15 protein-coding genes are annotated in these 19,077 nt (G+C 38.6%); 5 read left to right on the top strand and 10 right to left on the bottom strand.

What is annotated here, in order from left to right; genetic code table 11:
* Positions 1 to 213: 213 nt before the first annotated feature.
* From H5084_RS03390 to clcA, 6 genes are all read right to left on the bottom strand, one after another.
* Positions 214 to 840 (bottom strand): trimeric intracellular cation channel family protein, encoded by a 627-nt coding sequence (locus tag H5084_RS03390; protein WP_028868370.1) that lies wholly within the window; start codon positions 838 to 840, stop codon positions 214 to 216.
* Between the two features lie 313 nt (positions 841 to 1,153).
* Positions 1,154 to 4,306, bottom strand: a complete 3,153-nt coding sequence (locus H5084_RS03385) for an efflux RND transporter permease subunit (protein ID WP_182689532.1) — start codon at positions 4,304 to 4,306, stop codon at positions 1,154 to 1,156.
* 5 nt (positions 4,307 to 4,311) lie between these two features.
* Positions 4,312 to 5,496, bottom strand: a complete 1,185-nt coding sequence (locus H5084_RS03380) for an efflux RND transporter periplasmic adaptor subunit (protein WP_182689531.1) — start codon at positions 5,494 to 5,496, stop codon at positions 4,312 to 4,314.
* Positions 5,497 to 6,202: 706 nt separating this feature from the next.
* Positions 6,203 to 6,553, bottom strand: a complete 351-nt coding sequence (gene erpA, locus H5084_RS03375; protein WP_028868371.1) for an iron-sulfur cluster insertion protein ErpA — start codon at positions 6,551 to 6,553, stop codon at positions 6,203 to 6,205.
* Positions 6,554 to 6,632: 79 nt separating this feature from the next.
* On the bottom strand, positions 6,633 to 7,361 hold the full coding sequence (locus H5084_RS03370) for a DUF6776 family protein (protein WP_051369088.1): 729 nt from the start codon (positions 7,359 to 7,361) through the stop codon (positions 6,633 to 6,635).
* 11 nt (positions 7,362 to 7,372) lie between these two features.
* On the bottom strand, positions 7,373 to 8,785 hold the full coding sequence (clcA, locus tag H5084_RS03365; RefSeq protein ID WP_182689530.1) for a H(+)/Cl(-) exchange transporter ClcA: 1,413 nt from the start codon (positions 8,783 to 8,785) through the stop codon (positions 7,373 to 7,375).
* A gap of 212 nt (positions 8,786 to 8,997) precedes the next feature.
* On the opposite strand from clcA, the gene hemL reads away from it, so the two are divergent.
* From hemL to rraB, 4 genes are all read left to right on the top strand, one after another.
* The gene (gene hemL, locus H5084_RS03360) at positions 8,998 to 10,275 is read left to right on the top strand and encodes a glutamate-1-semialdehyde 2,1-aminomutase (RefSeq protein WP_028868373.1); all 1,278 of its coding nucleotides are present in this window, start codon (positions 8,998 to 9,000) and stop codon (positions 10,273 to 10,275) included.
* A 450-nt stretch (positions 10,276 to 10,725) separates the two neighbouring features.
* Positions 10,726 to 13,005 (top strand): DNA topoisomerase IV subunit A, encoded by a 2,280-nt coding sequence (parC, locus tag H5084_RS03355; RefSeq protein ID WP_028868374.1) that lies wholly within the window; start codon positions 10,726 to 10,728, stop codon positions 13,003 to 13,005.
* 3 nt (positions 13,006 to 13,008) lie between these two features.
* On the top strand, positions 13,009 to 13,752 hold the full coding sequence (locus H5084_RS03350; RefSeq protein WP_028868375.1) for a 1-acylglycerol-3-phosphate O-acyltransferase: 744 nt from the start codon (positions 13,009 to 13,011) through the stop codon (positions 13,750 to 13,752).
* Positions 13,753 to 13,778: 26 nt separating this feature from the next.
* On the top strand, positions 13,779 to 14,144 hold the full coding sequence (rraB, locus tag H5084_RS03345) for a ribonuclease E inhibitor RraB (protein ID WP_182689529.1): 366 nt from the start codon (positions 13,779 to 13,781) through the stop codon (positions 14,142 to 14,144).
* A 142-nt stretch (positions 14,145 to 14,286) separates the two neighbouring features.
* On the opposite strand, the gene H5084_RS03340 is transcribed toward rraB, so the two are convergent.
* The 4 genes from H5084_RS03340 to H5084_RS03325 form a co-directional block, all read right to left on the bottom strand.
* A complete protein-coding gene (locus H5084_RS03340) occupies positions 14,287 to 14,694 on the bottom strand; it encodes a DUF2750 domain-containing protein (protein WP_182689528.1) in 408 nt (135 codons plus the stop codon).
* An 11-nt stretch (positions 14,695 to 14,705) separates the two neighbouring features.
* Positions 14,706 to 15,017 (bottom strand): ubiquinone biosynthesis accessory factor UbiK, encoded by a 312-nt coding sequence (gene ubiK, locus H5084_RS03335; RefSeq protein WP_182689527.1) that lies wholly within the window; start codon positions 15,015 to 15,017, stop codon positions 14,706 to 14,708.
* A gap of 239 nt (positions 15,018 to 15,256) precedes the next feature.
* On the bottom strand, positions 15,257 to 16,138 hold the full coding sequence (gene ilvY, locus H5084_RS03330) for an HTH-type transcriptional activator IlvY (protein ID WP_182689526.1): 882 nt from the start codon (positions 16,136 to 16,138) through the stop codon (positions 15,257 to 15,259).
* A 66-nt stretch (positions 16,139 to 16,204) separates the two neighbouring features.
* Positions 16,205 to 17,074, bottom strand: coding sequence for a sulfurtransferase (locus H5084_RS03325; protein WP_182689525.1), 870 nt, complete (start codon positions 17,072 to 17,074; stop codon positions 16,205 to 16,207).
* A gap of 385 nt (positions 17,075 to 17,459) precedes the next feature.
* Here H5084_RS03325 and ilvC point away from each other — a divergent pair, with 385 nt between their 5' ends.
* On the top strand, positions 17,460 to 18,941 hold the full coding sequence (ilvC, locus tag H5084_RS03320; protein WP_028868380.1) for a ketol-acid reductoisomerase: 1,482 nt from the start codon (positions 17,460 to 17,462) through the stop codon (positions 18,939 to 18,941).
* Positions 18,942 to 19,077: the final 136 nt, after the last annotated feature.

Genomic DNA, 19,077 nt, shown 5'->3' with positions numbered 1-19,077 from the left:
AGCAAAAAACAATACAAATAGTCAGTCAACGTTACCCTTTTATTTCACCACAAGATGCCTTATGGTGAACAAATTTAAATACTAAAGATCAACCGCCCCTAGTATAGGGAGTCTACCAAGTACAGCTTTGTGTTGGCAAAACAATTGTTTAAACAATGTTAAATGAATGCTCTTTAGTGATTAAGTATTGCCTTTAAATGACAAACTCGTTGCTCATGCTTCTCGATCGTTACTAAATACAGGTAAAGAAAGGTGGTAATAAATGGCACATAAACGTAATGATAAGGTGCCTAACATTGCCACAGCCATAGAAAAAATAGGGCCTAGCTCAATATAATCACACAGCACGTATAATGTTGCTCCCAGAATAGAAGCTGTCGCATAAATTTCTTTTTGTAATACAAAAGGTATTTGTCCACTTAATATATCCCGGATCATGCCCCCCACTACGCCTGTAATACACCCCATTACAATAGCAACCGGCCAACTAAACCCAAGCATTAACGCTTTTTGTGCTCCATTAATAGTAAAAATAGCCAAACCAAAGGCATCAAAAATGGGTAACAAATAAGCAGGAAACCGATGTATGCGGTGAAGCCATATTAGACTTAATATTGCGGTAATAATAATCACGTAAATATACATATTATCCACAATCCAAAAAACTGGGGTTGCGCCCATCATCATATCTCGCAAGGTACCGCCACCAATCCCAGTCACGCCCGCTAAGACGATAATGCCAAAGGGGTCCATACGTAACCGCGTAGCAACTAATACACCAGAAATAGCACAGGTGATCACACCAATTAGATCTGAAACATAAATAAAACTATCTAACATTTGATTAACCATTCCTTATTAGGCTTTAAGCTATATTTTGGTGTCACACTCTATAAAAATAACAGGCATTAAATGATCTCAGTTTTTGAGTTAATTCCAATACAGGGATAGCTAACTTAAGCTCTGTAGTGAGCTATTTACATCTCTACAGAAGCTATTTATCTTACTCAAAACTGACAAGAATACTATTTAAGTACTAAGTAGTTAATATGACAGGAGTAATAGATCATAAAATGCGTATTGGATATTACTTTTTCTCACTCATAAACAATAGAAATATAAGCACACCTTTTATTTCAGCGAATGTTAAAGATCATTCAGCGGAGTCGTAAGTGTTGTCAGCAGTGGTTTTGTCTTTACCTTGTAAGCAGTTTGCCCACCAAACGCCAACGTTTGCACCAAGTATTAATAAACAAGGAGTTAGAATTAAAGTTAATACCGTTGCAAAGGTTAATCCACCCGCAATAGCAGTAGCTAATTGTGCCCACCATTGTGTTGATGGCGCACCAAATTCAATGGTTTGATTAAAGAAGTCTAAGTTCATTTTCATTACCATTGGCATCAACCCTAAGATAGTCGTAAATGTTGTTAATAAAACTGGACGTATACGTTGTGCGCCAGTCATTAAAATCGCTGGTTTAGTTGCAACACCTTGCGCTTTTAATACGTTGTAAGTATCAATCAAAACAATATTATTGTTTACCACAATCCCAGCTAAGGCGATCACACCAATCCCTGACATGACAATGCCAAAGGCACTTTGACTAATAAACAAACCAATAAATACACCTGCAGTAGAAAAAATAACCGCACTCAAAATCAAAAAGGCTTGATAGAAGGAGTTAAATTGTAATATTAAAATTAATGCCATTGCTGCCAGAGCAACCATAAATGCATTTTTTAAAAAAGCGGCCGCTTCCTCCTCATCTTCATTTTGCCCGCGTATTTTAAGTGAAATACGAGGATCGAGCTGTAACTTAGGGAGTTGTTTTTCTAATTCAGGCAACAGTAAACTCAAGTTATAACCTGCTGCCATATCTGCACCTACCGTCATCACAATACGACTATCTACTTTTTGTATCGCTGACTTTTTAGCGACTGGGGTTAAGGCAACAAAATGGCTGACCGGTATATGACCCAACGGGGTTTGTAGGCGTAAATCAGCGAGCTTTCCTAGACTACGCTCCTGTTCTGGGTAACGCACTCGAATATCTAATTCATCATCCACATCATCGGGACGATAGGAACCAAGCATTAAACCATTAGTTAAAAACTGCACACTACTTCCTAATAATGTCGCATCTGCACCATAACGTGCGGCATCTGCTCGATTGATCTGAAACTGCCATTCCACGCCAGGCTTGGCACTGTCGTCTTCGATATTCACTAAATATGATTTTTGCAATAACGCGTCGTGAATTTTGTCTGCTGCTTGCTGTAACAATTCAGGAAAACGAGAACTAATTTCTATTTGCAAATCTTTACTTGAAGGTGGTCCTGCTTGATCTTTCTTTAGCTCGATTTCTACTCCCGGTAAATCATCAGTTCGATTTTCAATATCGTTAATAATTTGATTAGCTGCACGCCTATCTTGCCAATCCTTTAAATTAATACGCATGCTACCGACTATTCCCTCCGTCGAATCACCTGTTTTCACGTATAGCGTTTCTATTTCATCAACTAGCGGCAGAATACGCTGTTCGATACGCTGCATAATTTGATCTTGTTCATCAATTGAAAAATCACCATAAGAGCGAACTTTGACATTGATGCCATTGGGCTCAACTTGAGGAAAAAACTCAACCCCTAAATGAGACTGCGTGAATAAAAAGATGCCTGATGTCGCAATTAATATTGCCGCCAACAAGACTAACCAAGGATAATGAAGTGCTTGATTTAATGTCTTAACATAACGTCCAGTGAATCCAGAAAGTTTTAATAGTTCGCCTTCTTCAGCCATTTTTGCATTATGCTTTTCTTTTGCCGTTAATAGTCGTGTTTTACCAAAAACACTTCCTAATACAGGAATAAAAATAAGCGCCATCAATAACGATGCGGTTAATGTTGCCATCAAGGTTAACGGTAAATACATCATGAATTCACCGGTCACTCCTGGCCAGAATAATAAAGGAGCAAAAGCTGCTAAGGTGGTAGCAGTGGAAGCAATAATTGGCCATGCCATACGTTGTGCGGCATCTAGATACGCTTTATGCTTAGCCACACCAGCACTCATTTCCCGATCCGCAAACTCAGTGACCACTATAGCGCCATCAACCAACATACCTACAGCCATGATCAAAGCAAAGAGCACCACAATGTTAACGGTGATGCCTGCCACCCATAACACTAGAATACCAGTTAAAAATGAACCAGGGATGGCAATTCCGACTAGTGCAGCACTGCGAATACCGAGTATCGCAATAATAACAATCACCACTAATAGCACTGCACTTAGTACATTGTTTTGCAAATCATTAAGCATGATTTTTACATCTTTAGAACTATCACCGGCATAACTGACATGGATATTACTAGGTAGCAGATCTTGGCTCTCAGCCATTGTTTTTTTGACTTTATCAACTGTTTCAATGATATTTTCGCCAGGTCTTTTAATAACTTCTAACGAAACAGTAGGTAAACCATTCACTCGCACAAATGAACTTGGATCTTTAAAGGTACGGCGGATTTTAGCGACATCAGCAAACGTGATCACACTATCACCAGTCACTTTTATTGGCATAGACATGACATCTTTTATGGTCGAAAACACAGAAGGTACTTTTATAGGAAAACGCCCTTTCCCTGTATCCAGCACTCCCGCTGCAACCAAACGATTATTACGAGAAACTAAATTATAAATATCGTTCATATTAAGCTGGTAGCTTTCCATCAACAGTGGATCAATTAAAATTTCCACCATATCTTCACGGTCACCACCAATATTAACTTCCAAGATTTCAACAAAACCTTCAAGCTTGTCTTGCATTATGCGGGCAATATTAATTAACGCCCTTTCCGGCACACTGCCCGATAACAAAATAGTTAATGCCGGATTTTCTGTCGCAAGCGTTACTTGCTTAATAATCGGTTCTTCGCTTTCCTGCGGTAGCTTTCCTTTTGCTTGATCAACTTTCTCGCGCACATCTATCAACGCCGCTTTTATATCAATATCGATATAGAATTCAAGCACAACGGAAGCATGTCCCGAGCTAGCAGTTGATTTCATTTCTTTTACACCTTCTAAACTTCGTAACTCTTGTTCTAAAGGTCTTAAAATAAGGCGCTCACCATCCTCAGGAGAAATTCCCTCATGGGTGATAGAGACATAAATAACGGGGATTTTTACATCAGGATCAGCTTCTTTGGGAATATTAAGATAAGCGTATAATCCCGATATCAGTAAAAAAGCCAACAACAATAATACTGCTCGCTTTCTTGATAATGCACCTTGAATCACTGTTTTCATGGCAACTACTCCGCGCCGTTAGGTGGAGTATTGACTGAGTGATGATCAGAGGTCTGCTTTTTTTCTACTTCGTCTTGTTCAAACTCACCTTGGTCAACTGCATCAACTTGATCTCCTACTTTAACAAAACCTTGCCCTAAGGTAATAATATCAACATCACCTGTAAAACCTGATAACCATACGCCATCATTATCAGTTTCAACTAATGTAATACCTTGAAAAGCAACCACGCCATCTTTGACCAGTTTCACACCGAGGTTACCTTGTTCATCTAAAGCTAATGCGGAAGGAGACACATAAATGGCCTCAACTTGATATAAAGGAATAGCTAGCTTAGCGCTAATACCTGACAGCACTTTTTGCTCTGGATTGGGAAACTCAGCCTCCACCCTAAAAGTACTGCTATCACTGTCAGCCATTGCCGCAATAAAAGATATTTTCCCCTCGATAATCTCGCCCGATAAGAGCGTTGCATGCACCGTTGATCCTAATTTTAAATCACCCATATAATGCTCGGTGGCATCACCTCTAATCACCATCGGGTCAACATTTTCAAGGCTAAAGATAGGATCGCCTACTTGCAAATAATCGCCTAAATCAGAAAACTGTTGCTGTAAAATACCGTTAAAGGGAGCAACAACACGAGTACGCTTCAACGCTAACTGTAATTGTGCGAGTATCGTTTGTGCAGATAAAAATAAACTGTTCTCCTCGGCTAAACGAACACGCCCCTGTAAACCTTTATCATTTAATGACTTCACGGCTTTATAAGTTAATTCTCTTTCCAACAAGCTAGCTTTAGCTTGTTTTAATTGCGCGGCTAACTCCCCCTTTTCAATATTAACAATGTTTTTATTGCGTGCAACATAGTCACCTTTATTGGCATTGATACTAATGATTTTACCCGCTATTTCAGCTCGAATAACAGCACGACTGTTCGCTTCGCTTCTGCCATAGAGTGTCAGGTATTTAGTGATTTTTTTAGTAACAAAGTGTGTCGTTTGTACTTTAGGTAAGGTAGTTCGTTGCTCATTATCCACTGATTCGCTTTCGAGCTGCGACTGTTGATTTGTACTTTCCGCAGTTTCCGTATGGTGGGGTAGCACCATCCAAACAACCAATAAAATCACAATGACTAATGCAATGAGATAGGGTCTTAAAGTAATAAAAGTGATAATACGAGAGAACATAAATGACCCTAAAAAGAATGATTCGGTTACAAAAAATAGACTTATCACCAAGGTAAAGTTATTAACTATTTAAAATAGAGATAAATTAAGGTTGCGATAAAGCAAGGTATCCTTAAATAAGAAGACCTTAAGCAAAGGATGCAGATAAAAGGGAGCTGTAGCACTTACTTTGATTAAATTGTCCGATGCTAATCACAGTAAATAGCGGATTTATTTCGCAAAATAAAACTCCTCACGTCTTTATTGTAATTTTTACGATTAACAACTACTTATACATTTTAGTTTTAAATGGCGTCGCTGTATTTGCGTGGCGTGAGCGACTATCGTTCAATGAAATGAGTTTTCTTACATTGTAATGATACATCTGAGTACAACATCTATCGTCATCGCACACGATGACGGTTTCCCTTATCAGATAAGCCTTACTACCTAACCTTGCCAGCAATGTGTCAAAGTAAATCAAAAAGCGCTTAATGTCCCTCATAAAGTGCAGCATGAGTTACAGAATTAAATCGGGTAAATAGAGGGGTAATAAATTCAGGATTAGCAGAGTGGATGATATAAATGCGATGGATAAAAGGAATAGTGATTAAGGAAGGCTGATAGGCTCGATTATTGAAATTTAATGCTCACTAATAATTTTAAAAGTGAGCACTTACATTTTCAACAATGACGCTTGATCATGATTATTCTAACCAATAAAAGATTAGATAGAGAACGAAGATCCACAACCACAAGTTGCTGTAGCATTTGGATTATTAACTAAAAAGCGAGAACCTTCTAAACCATCAACAAAATCCACTGTACCGCCAACAAGATATTGCAAGCTCATCGGGTCAACTGATAAGGTCACACCACTATTCTCAATTAAAGTATCGTCATCATTTACTTTTTCATCAAAAGTGAAGCCATACGAAAAACCAGAACAACCGCCGCCTGTGACATAAACACGTAATTTCAGATCAGGATTTTCCTCTTCTGCAATCAACGTTTTAACTCGATTTGCTGCGTTATCACTGAAATAAATCGGTAACGCTATTTCCACTTCGCTTGTCATTATAATTTTTAGTCCTATTAGTTTGCCCGAACCTATTATCTAATACCTGACTAATTTGTTCAAGTATAAGCGGAATGATTTATTCACTCTCTTCTTGAGTTTCTAATTCTTTAAGCGATGAACCACCATTTTCGATAAAATCTTTCCAGTCATAAATTTTTTCTACACGTTGAGAACGACTCCAACGAGAACCATTAGCATCAGCAGATACAAATATTTGTTCCACTTTTGCCTTTTTAGGTAAGACAAACTCCCCCTTTAAGGTTTGGAAGTATTTAAACTTAAATGCGCCGCTAAAATCTTTATCAAGTTCGCTCAACTTAATTGGTTTTGCAGTTCCTTCACTGTCATCCGCGCCAGCAAAAGTAATATCAACACTCCCCGTTAAAACATGTCGCCCCGTTTGAGTTTGCATTAACACTAACTCATATGACCAATGATTTTTTTCTGCAGCCTGAGTGACGGTAAATGAATAGACATTTAATCCGCTTACAGAAAGGCCTGGCGCAACCACTTGCTCATAAAAATATAATTTATTATTACTCGCATCTAGCGCTTGGTTCAACGTTTTATTTTCAACGACTAATGTTTCATTAACTTGCTTTTCAGCGATAAAATCGGCTTGAATTAAACTTAACTGTTGGGTTAGCTCCTGATTTTCTGCATTTAGGCTGGCGGCATCTAACTCTAATAAATGAATACTATTGTATAAAATATCTTGTTTAAATTTCCCTACCATAAAACCAAAGTAAGCAAACAATAAACTAATAGTTAACCATTTAAAAAAGCTCTTTCTATAACCGCGCATACAGTTCCTTCTTACTTATATTTATCATTAATACGGAACATTGCTTTATCCGTTGTTTGTTGACGTTTGGCACGCATTGATAATTTCAATGTTCTTTCTAATAATTGAGTATAAATAGGACGGCCCCCTAACGTTTGAGCAACCATAGTGGCACCTAAACAAGTAACAATTAATGGTAAAATCATTTCATAATTACTGGTCATTTCTATTACCAATAAAATGCCAGTGATCGGCGCACGTACTGTTGCCGCAAATAACCCGCCCATTCCTGCAATCGCAAAAGCGCCTGGGTCAGTGATCAACTCAGGAAATAATGCCTGAGCAATAACGCCAAATAACATGCCAAATAAAGTACCTAACGCAAGCGTGGGCGCAAATACGCCACCAGGCGCGCCAGAGCCAAAGCTGATTAAAGTGGTGAATGTACGTAAAATAAATAAAAGCAGCAAGCCCCCAGCAAGGTATTGCCCTCCCTCCACATGCGGAATTAATTCAAGACCACTAAATGCGATATCAGGTTCAATCACAGACAACGCACCAAATAACGCCCCTAAAAATAAGCCAATACCTACAAAACGCCAACGTTGATTTTGATGAATAGACAAATACATGTCCTGTGTCGCTAAGACCATCTTATTAAAAAAAATACCAATCACACCAAAACAAAAACCTAAAATAAGGTAGAAGCCTAATGTGTATAAGTCAGGATGAGAATATTGTGTGACCGTTACAACGGCATCTTGATCAGTGAACAAGCGCATCACGATAGTCGCCATAACGGCACTCATAAATACACTCTTAGTAGAGGTTAAACTGTAATTAAATTGTGAACGCATCTCTTCAATAACAAACATAATGCCAGCTAAGGGGGCATTAAAAGCGGCGGCTAAACCACCGGCAGCACCCGCGGCTAATAAAGCTTGCGCATCCACTTTATCGACTTTGAATAAATCTGAAATCATTCGTCCGACATTCGCACCAAGCTGAACCGAAGGACCCTCACGCCCAAGCGCCATGCCACTACCTAATGCCAGTAAACCACCAAAAAACTTAACTGGAATGACGCGTTTCCAACGTACTGGTCGCATTCCTTCCATCGCACCTTCTATTTCAGGAATACCACTGCCGCCGGCTTCTGGTGCAAAACGATGAGTGATGTAAAAAGCAGTTCCAGCCATTAAAGATGAGACAGGAATGGCAATCAGCCATAATGGCAGACCGCTGTCACCATAGGTATGGATAAATTCTAGGCGCATTTCTGATACCCAAACAATGCCGTGGTCAAATAATGCAGAGACGGTCCCAGCTAAGAGTCCAATAAAAATAGAAAGCCATATTAATAAAGCGCTACTTTTTCTGGTGAAAAAACGTTCAATAAAACGCTTTAATCCATTAATAAAAACCGACGGCAATGCTATTTTCATAAATGCAGTACAACCTAAACGAGAAAGTGAAGAAAAACTAATATTATAATAAAAATAATCATTCAAATTACTTGATTGGTATCATGTTAACAAACATTTAAACGATAAACCCCTGTTAAAATCATTATCGACTCTGCTTTGTCAGTTGCATCTTGATTTATCATGGGTATATTGCAGTTTCTCTCGACTTAAAAATAATTAATGGGATGCTTATGAGCAAATCAACTGAACTATTTAGCCGTGCACAATCTATTATTCCTGGTGGTGTAAACTCACCGGTTCGCGCATTTAATGGCGTTGGTGGCGGCCCTTTATTCATACAAAAAGCACAAGATGCTTACATTTATGATGTAGATGACAAACAATATATTGATTACGTCGGTTCATGGGGACCTATGATTTTAGGTCATAACCACCCAGCGATAAAAAAAGCCGTGATTGATGCCGCTGAAAATGGCCTTAGCTTTGGTGCGCCAACTGAAATTGAAATCACCATGGCAGAAAAAGTACAGCAGCTAGTTCCATCTATGCAACAAATCCGCATGGTAAGTTCAGGTACTGAAGCGACGATGAGTGCAATTCGCTTAGCTCGCGGGTTTACAGGCCGAGATAAAATATTAAAATTTGAGGGTTGCTACCACGGCCATGCTGATTCTTTATTAGTCAAAGCCGGCTCTGGCGCATTAACCTTGGGTCAACCAAGTTCACCGGGCATTCCAGCTGATTTTGCTAAACACACCTTAACCGCTAACTTTAATGATCTCGCCTCTGTTGAAGCATTATTTGCAGAATATAAAGACCAAATATCTTGTATTATTGTTGAGCCCGTTGCAGGTAACATGAACTGTATTCCGCCAGCGGCCGGTTTCTTACAAGGGTTACGAGATATCTGTGACCAGCATAAAGCTTTGTTGATTTTTGATGAAGTAATGACTGGTTTCCGTGTTGCACTTGGCGGTGCTCAAGCGCTTTATAATATCAAACCAGATTTAACAACGTTAGGTAAAGTGATTGGCGGCGGTATGCCTGTCGGCGCATTTGGTGGTAGCCGTGAAGTGATGCAATTTATTGCACCAACGGGCCCTGTTTACCAAGCGGGTACCTTATCGGGCAACCCAATTGCAATGCATGCAGGTTTAGCGTCATTAACGGCTTTAGATACACCTGAATACAAGCAACTAGCCATTAAAACTAAGAAACTTGCAGAAGGTTTAAAGCAAGCAGCAACTGAAGAAGGTATCGCGCTTAGTGTGAATTATGCTGGCGGCATGTTTGGTTTCTTCTTTACCAATGAAGCAGAAGTTACTAATTTCCAACAAGTGTGTGCCTGTGATATTGAAAGATTCAAAAAATTCTTCCATTTGATGTTAGATCAAGGTATTTACCTTGCTCCTTCAGCATATGAAGCTGGATTTTTATCATTAGCACATACTGAGCAAGATATTAACGACACAATCTCAGCGGCTAAAAAAGCATTTTCTCAGTTATAAATATTCTCTATAGCGTCATAAACTGACTGAGCAATAAAGCGCATTTTAAAAGTTATCAAACAACAACTAAAATGCGCTAAAGAGAAAGCTAGATAAATAGTAAAATAGATAAATAGTAAAATAGATAAATAGTAAATCGAATAAAGTCATCAATCTTCTCTATTTATCATCAATGTTCTCTTGTTCAAGCTAAACAGTCATCTCAATGCGACTTGTTTAGCTTGTCTATCCATCTTCCAATACATCCTTAAAACACAATCACCATTTAACTCAATCGCCATTATTATTCTGCTCAAAATAAACGTTCAAGGCTAACTTGCTGTAATTTAGCTCTATTAATGCAATTTTTTCACACTTAATTCGCACAAATTCATTTCTATTTCTGTCTTAGAATACAAGTGCTGTATACTCACGCTTTATTTATCCATTACCAATATAGGGCTGTACAATATGAGTGACGTGTTAGACATGAGTTTAGAAGGCGTGGAGCAATTATCGCTCGCTAAATTTACTGAAGATGCTTATCTCAACTATTCCATGTATGTGATCATGGACCGTGCACTTCCGCATATCAGCGATGGGTTAAAACCCGTACAACGCCGTATTGTTTTCGCTATGTCTGAGTTAGGTTTATCAGCTTTAGCAAAATATAAAAAATCTGCTCGTACCGTCGGTGACGTATTAGGTAAATATCATCCTCATGGTGATAGTGCTTGTTATGAAGCGATGGTATTAATGGCACAGCCCTTCTCCTACCGTTACCCATTAATCGATGGTCAAGGTAACTGGGGTGCGCCCGATGATCCAAAATCATTTGCTGCGATGCGTTATACCGAATCTCGTTTATCTGCTTTTTCTGAGTTATTACTGTCTGAAATTGGCCAAGGTACAACGGATTGGAAACCGAACTTTGATGGCACCTTAAAAGAACCTGAATTATTACCCGCTCGTTTGCCGCATATTTTGTTAAATGGTATCACAGGTATCGCTGTGGGTATGGCGACAGATATTCCGCCGCATAATGCGCGAGAAGTAGCCGACGCTTGTTTACACCTGATTGATAACCCAAAAGCTTCATTAGAAGATTTAATGGAGTTTGTACAAGGTCCTGATTACCCTACGGAAGCTGAAATCATCACACCGCGTAGTGAGATCGTTAATATCTATAAGACCGGACGTGGTAGTTTCAAAAGTCGTGCAGTTTATATCGTAGAAAGTGGTGAAATCGTGGTCACTGCTTTGCCGCATCGAGTGTCAGGCGGCAAAATATTAAAAGATATTGCTAAACAGATGCAGGATAAAAAGCTACCAATGGTGGCTGATTTGCGCGATGAGTCAGACCATGAAAATCCAACACGCTTAGTGATCATTCCGCGTTCAAATAGAATCGATATTGAAGCATTAATGAATCATCTTTTTGCTTCTACAGATTTAGAAGTCAGCCATAAAGTAAACCTTAATATGCTGGGATTAAACCAACGCCCAAGTGTCAAAGGCTTAGTCACTATTTTAAGTGAATGGTTAGTCTATCGTCGTAATACAGTACGTCGCCGCCTACAACATCGTTTAGATAAGATTTTAGCCCGCGTTCATATTTTAGAGGGTTTATTAATTGCCTACTTAAATATCGATGAAGTGATTGAAATCATACGTACCTATGATGACGCAAAAGCGGAGCTAATGTCTCGTTACTCATTATCCGATACGCAAGCGCATGCCATTCTAGAAATTAAACTACGCCAATTAGCTAAACTTGAAGAAATTCAAATTCGTAGCGAAATGGCTGAGCTTTCTGAAGAACAAAAGAAATTAGAACAACTACTTAGCTCAGACAGACGCTTAAATACGCTAGTAAAAAAAGAGATCAAAGCAGATGCTGATAAATACGGTGATGACCGTCGTTCACCAATGGTTGAAAGATTAGAAGCAAAAGCATTAACTGAAAAAGAATTAATGCCAAGTGAATCAGTGACAGTTGTATTATCAACACAGGGCTGGGTGCGCAGTGCTAAAGGTCACGATGTTGATCCACAAGCTCTGAGCTATAAAGCTGGTGATGAATACCTAACTAGCTGCCAAGGTAAAAGCAATCAAAGCTGTCTATTTATTGATACTACAGGCCGTGTTTATTCATTAGATGCACACTCATTACCCTCAGCTCGTTCTCAAGGTGAGCCACTAACGGGTCGGTTCAATCAAAATGAAAACGTACCTTTTGCCTGTGTATTGATGGGAGATGATTCAGATCGTTATATTATCAGCAGTGACCATGGTTATGGATTTGTAGCCAATTTAAGTGATATTAATAGCCGTAATAAAAACGGTAAAGCTTTGATCAACCTAACTACTAATGCCCATTTACTCGCGCCACAAAAATTATCAAATAATAAACTCGACTTATGCTTAACCATCAGTAATGAAGGTCGCATGTTAATTTTTCCAGTTGCAAGTTTACCAAGCTTGAGTAAGGGTAAAGGTAACAAGATGATCAACATCATGACAGCTAAAGCGACTAAACGAGAAGAGTTTGTTACTATGCTGAAAATTATCTCGCCAGAAAGTGCAGTCACCTTGCATGCAGGTAAACGTAAGCTTACTTTAAAGCCAAGCGATTTAGCGCATTATCAAGGTGAACGTGGCCGTCGTGGTAACAAATTACCACGTGGTTTACAGCGCGTTGATAATATTGAAGTCATTACATCTGAAGTTGAACAAGAAGAGAACCAATAAACTATGTTATTTATTATCAGAGCAATTTTAATTATTGTTGCCGTTATTCTAATGAGTGCGTACTCACTCTTTTACTGTATTTTGAGTCCACGTAATCCTAAAAACACCTATCACTTTGCGATGTTATTTAGCAAAATGTCACGTTTAGTAGGATTAAAAGTCACGGTTCGAGTACCTGAAAGTGCCAAAAATAATGGCTCTGTTGTTTATATTGCAAATCATCAAAACAATTACGATATGGTCACCACAACAGGTGCGGTTCAACCGGGCTCTGTCACTATCGGTAAAAAAAGTCTGGTATTGATTCCATTCTTCGGCATTATTTACTGGTTAACGGGTAATATTTTGATTGATCGTGACAATAAAGATAAATCAAAAAATACGATCACCGACGTAGTAGAACAAATGCGCGCTAAAAACTTAGGTGTGTGGATATTCCCTGAAGGCACTCGTAGCCGCGGCCGTGGTTTAATGCCGTTTAAAATGGGTGCATTCCATACAGCATTACAAGCAGGTGTAAACGTGGTCCCCACAGTCGTATCTAATACGCATCAACAAGTTAACTTAAATCGTTGGGATAATGGCGAAGTGATTGTTGAAATGTTAGATCCGATTGATATTACCCAATACAAAAAGCGTGAAATTCGTCGCTTAATGAATGATTCTTATGAGATCATGCTAGCCAAATACAAACAACTTAATGAAGAAGTGAATCGTCCAGATTCTAATACCGATTGTTGTAAATAATTCACTTAGATAGAGAAGAGATAAAAATGTCAGAAGAACTTACACATGAAGAACTATTAGCGGAATTAGCTGAAGAAACAGCAGAAATTGTTGAGGCTATTTTAGAAGACGGCAGTAACCCTGATGCTGTTTATATGATTGAACATCACCTATCTTGTGATAACTTTGACGTATTAGAAAAAGCCGCTATCGCTTGTTTCAAAAAAGGTTATGAGGTAACCGACCCTGAAGAGTTAGAGCTAGAAGATGGCTCAATTATTCTTAGCTTTGATGTGGTTGTTGAAATGAACTTAGATGAAGAAGCTATTTTTGAAGACGTTGAAAAACTAGTCGCATTAGCTAAATCATTTGATATTGACTATGACGGTTGGGGCACTTACCCTGAAGAATAAGGCTTAAACTTCATTAGTTAACATCTATAAAAAAACCAAGCGACGAGCTTGGTTTTTTATTTTTATATCTCAACAATTTATTGCAAAAAACAATCATTTTACAAAACACAATCTCTGCACAAATAAACAATTATTGTAAAAGTTAAACTGCTTCTGTTGCTTCAGGTTCTACTTCAACGTCTGCATCATCAACTTGAAATTTTTCAATTAATGCATTTTTTAAGACCATTGCTTCAATCTCTAAACCACACAACTCTTCATCCCAGTTAACGCCCGCAAAAACTTGCTGTTTTTGCATGCCGTCTAACCATGATTCAAAGAAAACCTCTAAAGCAATAGGTTCAACTTTGTAGTTTGCCCACTCTTCTGATTTTAACTTCTCAGCCAAAGCGGCATCAGACCAAAATAAATAAACAGCAGTGGCATCTTTATTATCGTGCGCGTGACAATTTGCCCAACCTAAATTTTCATCAAACAAACCGAATAATTCATTGTTTGCAGCCACTTGTTCTACAAATAATTCTGCACGTTTTAAATATTGATCTTTCATTTGATTCCTATTTACTCTTTTTCAATGTTTGTTGAATTATTTTCTGATGGGTTTTTATCAGTACTAGCTGAGTTGTTTTGATTTAACTTAGCTTCTAATTGCGCAAATTTCTCTTCCATTTGGTTGAGTTTTTCACGTGTACGCAATAGCACATGTGTTTGTACATCAAACTCTTCTCGGCTAACCATATCTAACTTGCCTAGTTGAGCTTGTAATACTTGTTTAACTTTACGGTCAATTTCATTACCAAAGCTTTTTACACCTTCAGGCATTGCATCACTGACTTGCTTTGCGATTTCTTCTAATTTCTGTGGATTAAACATAAAAAGCTCCTTAATAATTAGCCGCTATTGTAAACCCCAGTTTACTTAATTTCTATGGGAATATCCGAGCAATGCTTATTTTTTGATAAGCAAAAATGGCAACAAGAGATTCACACCACTTTCAGCACCGTTATTCCCCTTGTAATGAGGATTTGAAGCTTGAGGATTTAAGGCTTTAGCATTAATGTCCAATCGCAGAGGCTGTTTCAATAATTTTTGTTATTAACTTGAGCTTTTAGCTAAGCTTCTACACAATTCAGAAAAGCTTCAATCAAAGGTTCTGATAAGCGTGTTTTATAACAACACACCCCTAAATTAAATGAAGCAATCTCTCCCACTCCAGACAAGCTTTGAACGCGGTATCGCACTGGACTATTCTCAACAACAACATCTGGCACAACCCCAACCCCACAGCCTAAAGCGACCATACTGATCAAAGCTTCATGTCCTGCTACTTTTGCGTAAATTTGTGGTTTTCCTGATTTTAATGAACGGAACCAAGTATCAAAGCGACGGCGTATCGGCCCATGCTCAGGTAAAATAAAAGGAATATTTTTCCAGTCTATCGGTGATTGCTTGATCGTTTGAGTAACCGCACAGGGAATAGTAGGCGCGACAATAGATAAAGGAATTTCAGCTAATTGGCTGAAATGTAAACGCGCAGGAAAGTTATCCGGAAGCGCGGTGATCGCAAAATCAACTTGATGCAGCATTACTTGCTCAATCGCAACGGCACTATCTCCGGTAGATAGTTTTATATCGACATTAGGATGAATACGTCTAAATCGTTCTAGGATAGGAGGAAGATGACTATAGGCTGCCGTCACTGAGCAATATAAATTAATTTCACCTTCTAATTCATTAGAGCCTTTAGTGATCGAATGTTTGAGCAATTCCCATTGCTCTATTTGCTGAATGGCAAACTGTTTAAAAGCGACACCCGCTTCAGTTAATAATACTGAACGATTATCGCGTATCAACAAGCTGCAGCCAAGTTCCTCTTCCAAACGTTGGATAAGTCGGCTTAAAGTAGATGGACTCACATGCATGGCTAATGCAGTTTTTGAAAAATGTAGGCTTTGACTTAAATGAACAAACGTTTGTAATGACTTAATATCCATTTAACGTGCCTTATTTATTTTATTTAGCATTATTGTGCACACTTTATTGTGTTCGCTTATTGAAAACTAATTCGTCGTTTTTTGCACGACAGGTAAATTTTCATTTGCGCCCCACTCACTCCATGAACCGTCATAGACACTTAACGCATCATAACCAGCAATTTTAGCGGCTAAAGCAAGAATACAAGCAGTCACACCGGATCCACAGCTAAATACCAAACGTTGCTTTTGCGGCATTAATGCCTCAAATATTTGCGCCAACTGATAAGCATTTTTCATGGTCTTATTATTTAATATTTCGTCAATGGGTAAATTGATCGCTGATGGCATATGCCCTGAACGCAATCCAGGTCTAAACTCAGGTTCTTCACCTAAAAAACGGGCTTTAGGTCTGGCATCAATAATTGATACTCCTCGCTTATCAATCGCATCATGTACCTGTTCTTTATTGCTGATTAATTCAGGTTGATAGACCGCTTTAAAATTACCTTGTTGATAGCCATCAATACAAGGAGGTTGAGTATCTACACTCAATCCCGCTTCTTTCCAAGCAGGCAAACCACCATCTAATACGGCAATATTATTAAACCCCATCGCTTTAAACATCCACCACACTCTTGGGCTGGAGAAAATGCCAATACTGTCATAAACCACAATGGCATGGTCATTATTAATACCTAATAATTGCGCTGATAGTTCAAAATGCTGAGCAGTAGGCATCATATGGGGCAATGCACTTTTTTTATCACAGACTTCACGGTCAAAATCGAAAAAACGCGAATGATCGATACGTTCACTCAACCACTCTTGATAACCATTACGCATTGTCATCGGCATGTGCCAGCTTGCGTCTAACAGAATCAAGTTTGTATGATGCAAGTGTTCAGCCAACCATTCGACCGAAACCAAGTCACTCGGCAATACCAGTAAAGACATAAAAACTCCTTTTAAGACAACAAGATAAAAAGTGTAAACGTTAACAATCAATAATTATAAAACAACATATTCAAATCAACAATAATCTCTATAAGGGTTCAAGATACAGCATTGTTAAATTAGGTGTGATAAAAAAGTAATACTTTTTCTATAACTGCAATAATAAAGGTAGTGCATTTCACTTTCTGCAACATGACATTGCTAATATATCATTTTGCGCAATATTACTTATACGTTATAGTGACCATCGAAATGTAAACAACGTTCAATGTTAAACGTTATATTCGATTGTATTAAATATTAGATCTAAGTTTTCAGCAAAAATAGAACACTTAATTATTACGATTGATTTTACCCCTATTAATTTATTTTGGAGCTCATCTAAATGGCTAACTACTTTAACACTCTTCCTCTACGTGAGAAGTTACATCAACTAGGTCAATGTCGTTTTATGGATCGCAGCGAATTTGCTGAAGGAAGTGAAGCATTAAAAGGCAAAAAAGTAGTTATCATCGGTTGTGGTGCACAAGGTTTAAACCAAGGTTTAAACATGCGCGATTCAGGCCTTGACGTTTCTTACACTTTACGTGCTGCAGCCATCGCTGAAAAACGTCAATCATGGAAAAATGCAACGGAAAATGGTTTCACAGTAGGCACGTACGAAGAGCTAATTCCACAAGCAGACTTACTATGTAACTTAACACCTGACAAACAGCATACTGCTGTAGTTGGCGCTGTTATGCCTCTTATGAAAGAAGGCGCAACATTAGCTTACTCACACGGTTTCAATATCGTTGAAGAAGGTATGCAAGTACGTGAAGATATCACTGTTATCATGTGTGCACCTAAATGTCCTGGTTCTGAAGTACGTGAAGAATACAAACGTGGTTTCGGTGTTCCAACACTAATTGCTGTTCACCCAGCAAATGATCCACAGGGTCACGGCCTTGCATGGGCTAAAGCATACGCATCTGCTACAGGTGGTGATCGTGCTGGTGTACTTATGTCTTCTTTTGTTGCTGAAGTTAAATCTGACCTGATGGGCGAGCAAACTATCCTTTGTGGTATGTTACAAACTGGCGCAATCTTAGGTTACGAAAAAATGGTTGCTGACGGTCTTGAGCCAGCATACGCTTCTAAACTAATTCAATACGGTTGGGAAACAGTCACTGAAGGCCTTAAATACGGCGGCATCACTAACATGATGGATCGTCTATCTAACCCAGCTAAAATCAAAGCGTTTGATATGTCTTTACAACTTAAAGATATTCTACGCCCATTATTCAACAAGCATATGGATGACATCATTGAAGGTGAATTCTCTGCAACTATGATGGCTGACTGGGCTAACGATGACGTTAATCTACTTAAATGGCGCGCGGCAACTGCTGAAACTGGTTTCGAAAAGCAACCAGCTGGTGACATGGAAATCGGTGAACAAGAATTCTACGACCACGGTATTTTCTTAGTTGCAATGATTAAAGCAGGTGTTGAGCTAGCATTTGAAGCAATGACTGCATCAGGTATCATCGAAGAGTCTGCATACTACGAGTCTCTACATGAAACACCACTTATTGCTAACACTATCGCTCGTAAGAAACTTTACGAAATGAACGTTGTTATCTCTGATACAGCAGAATACGGCTGTTACCTGTTTGACCATGCTGCAAAACCACTACTTGCAGACTTCGTTAAAGCAATGAGCCCACAATACCTAGGTTCAGCACTTGAAGTTAAGTCTAACTCTGTTGATAACGCACGTTTAATCGAAATCAACGAAGAAATTCGTAGCCACCCAGTAGAAATCGTAGGTAAGAAACTACGCGGTTACATGAAAGACATGAAAACAATCGTAGAAGCTTCTTAATAATTCGTTAATAATTAAATAAGTTTTCTATTTAAGCCAAGCACTCGCTTGGCTTTTTTGACTCTGCGATAAGTAAGAAACTACGTGGCGTTATGAAAACACGAAAGACATGAAAACAATCGTAGAAGCTTCTTAA

The sequence above is a fragment of the Psychromonas sp. SR45-3 genome (assembly GCF_014163575.1).
GTDB classification, from domain to species: domain Bacteria; phylum Pseudomonadota; class Gammaproteobacteria; order Enterobacterales; family Psychromonadaceae; genus Psychromonas; species Psychromonas arctica.
The sequence above is the reverse complement of the archived record's forward strand: the minus strand, read 5'-3'. Positions and strand labels throughout refer to the sequence as shown.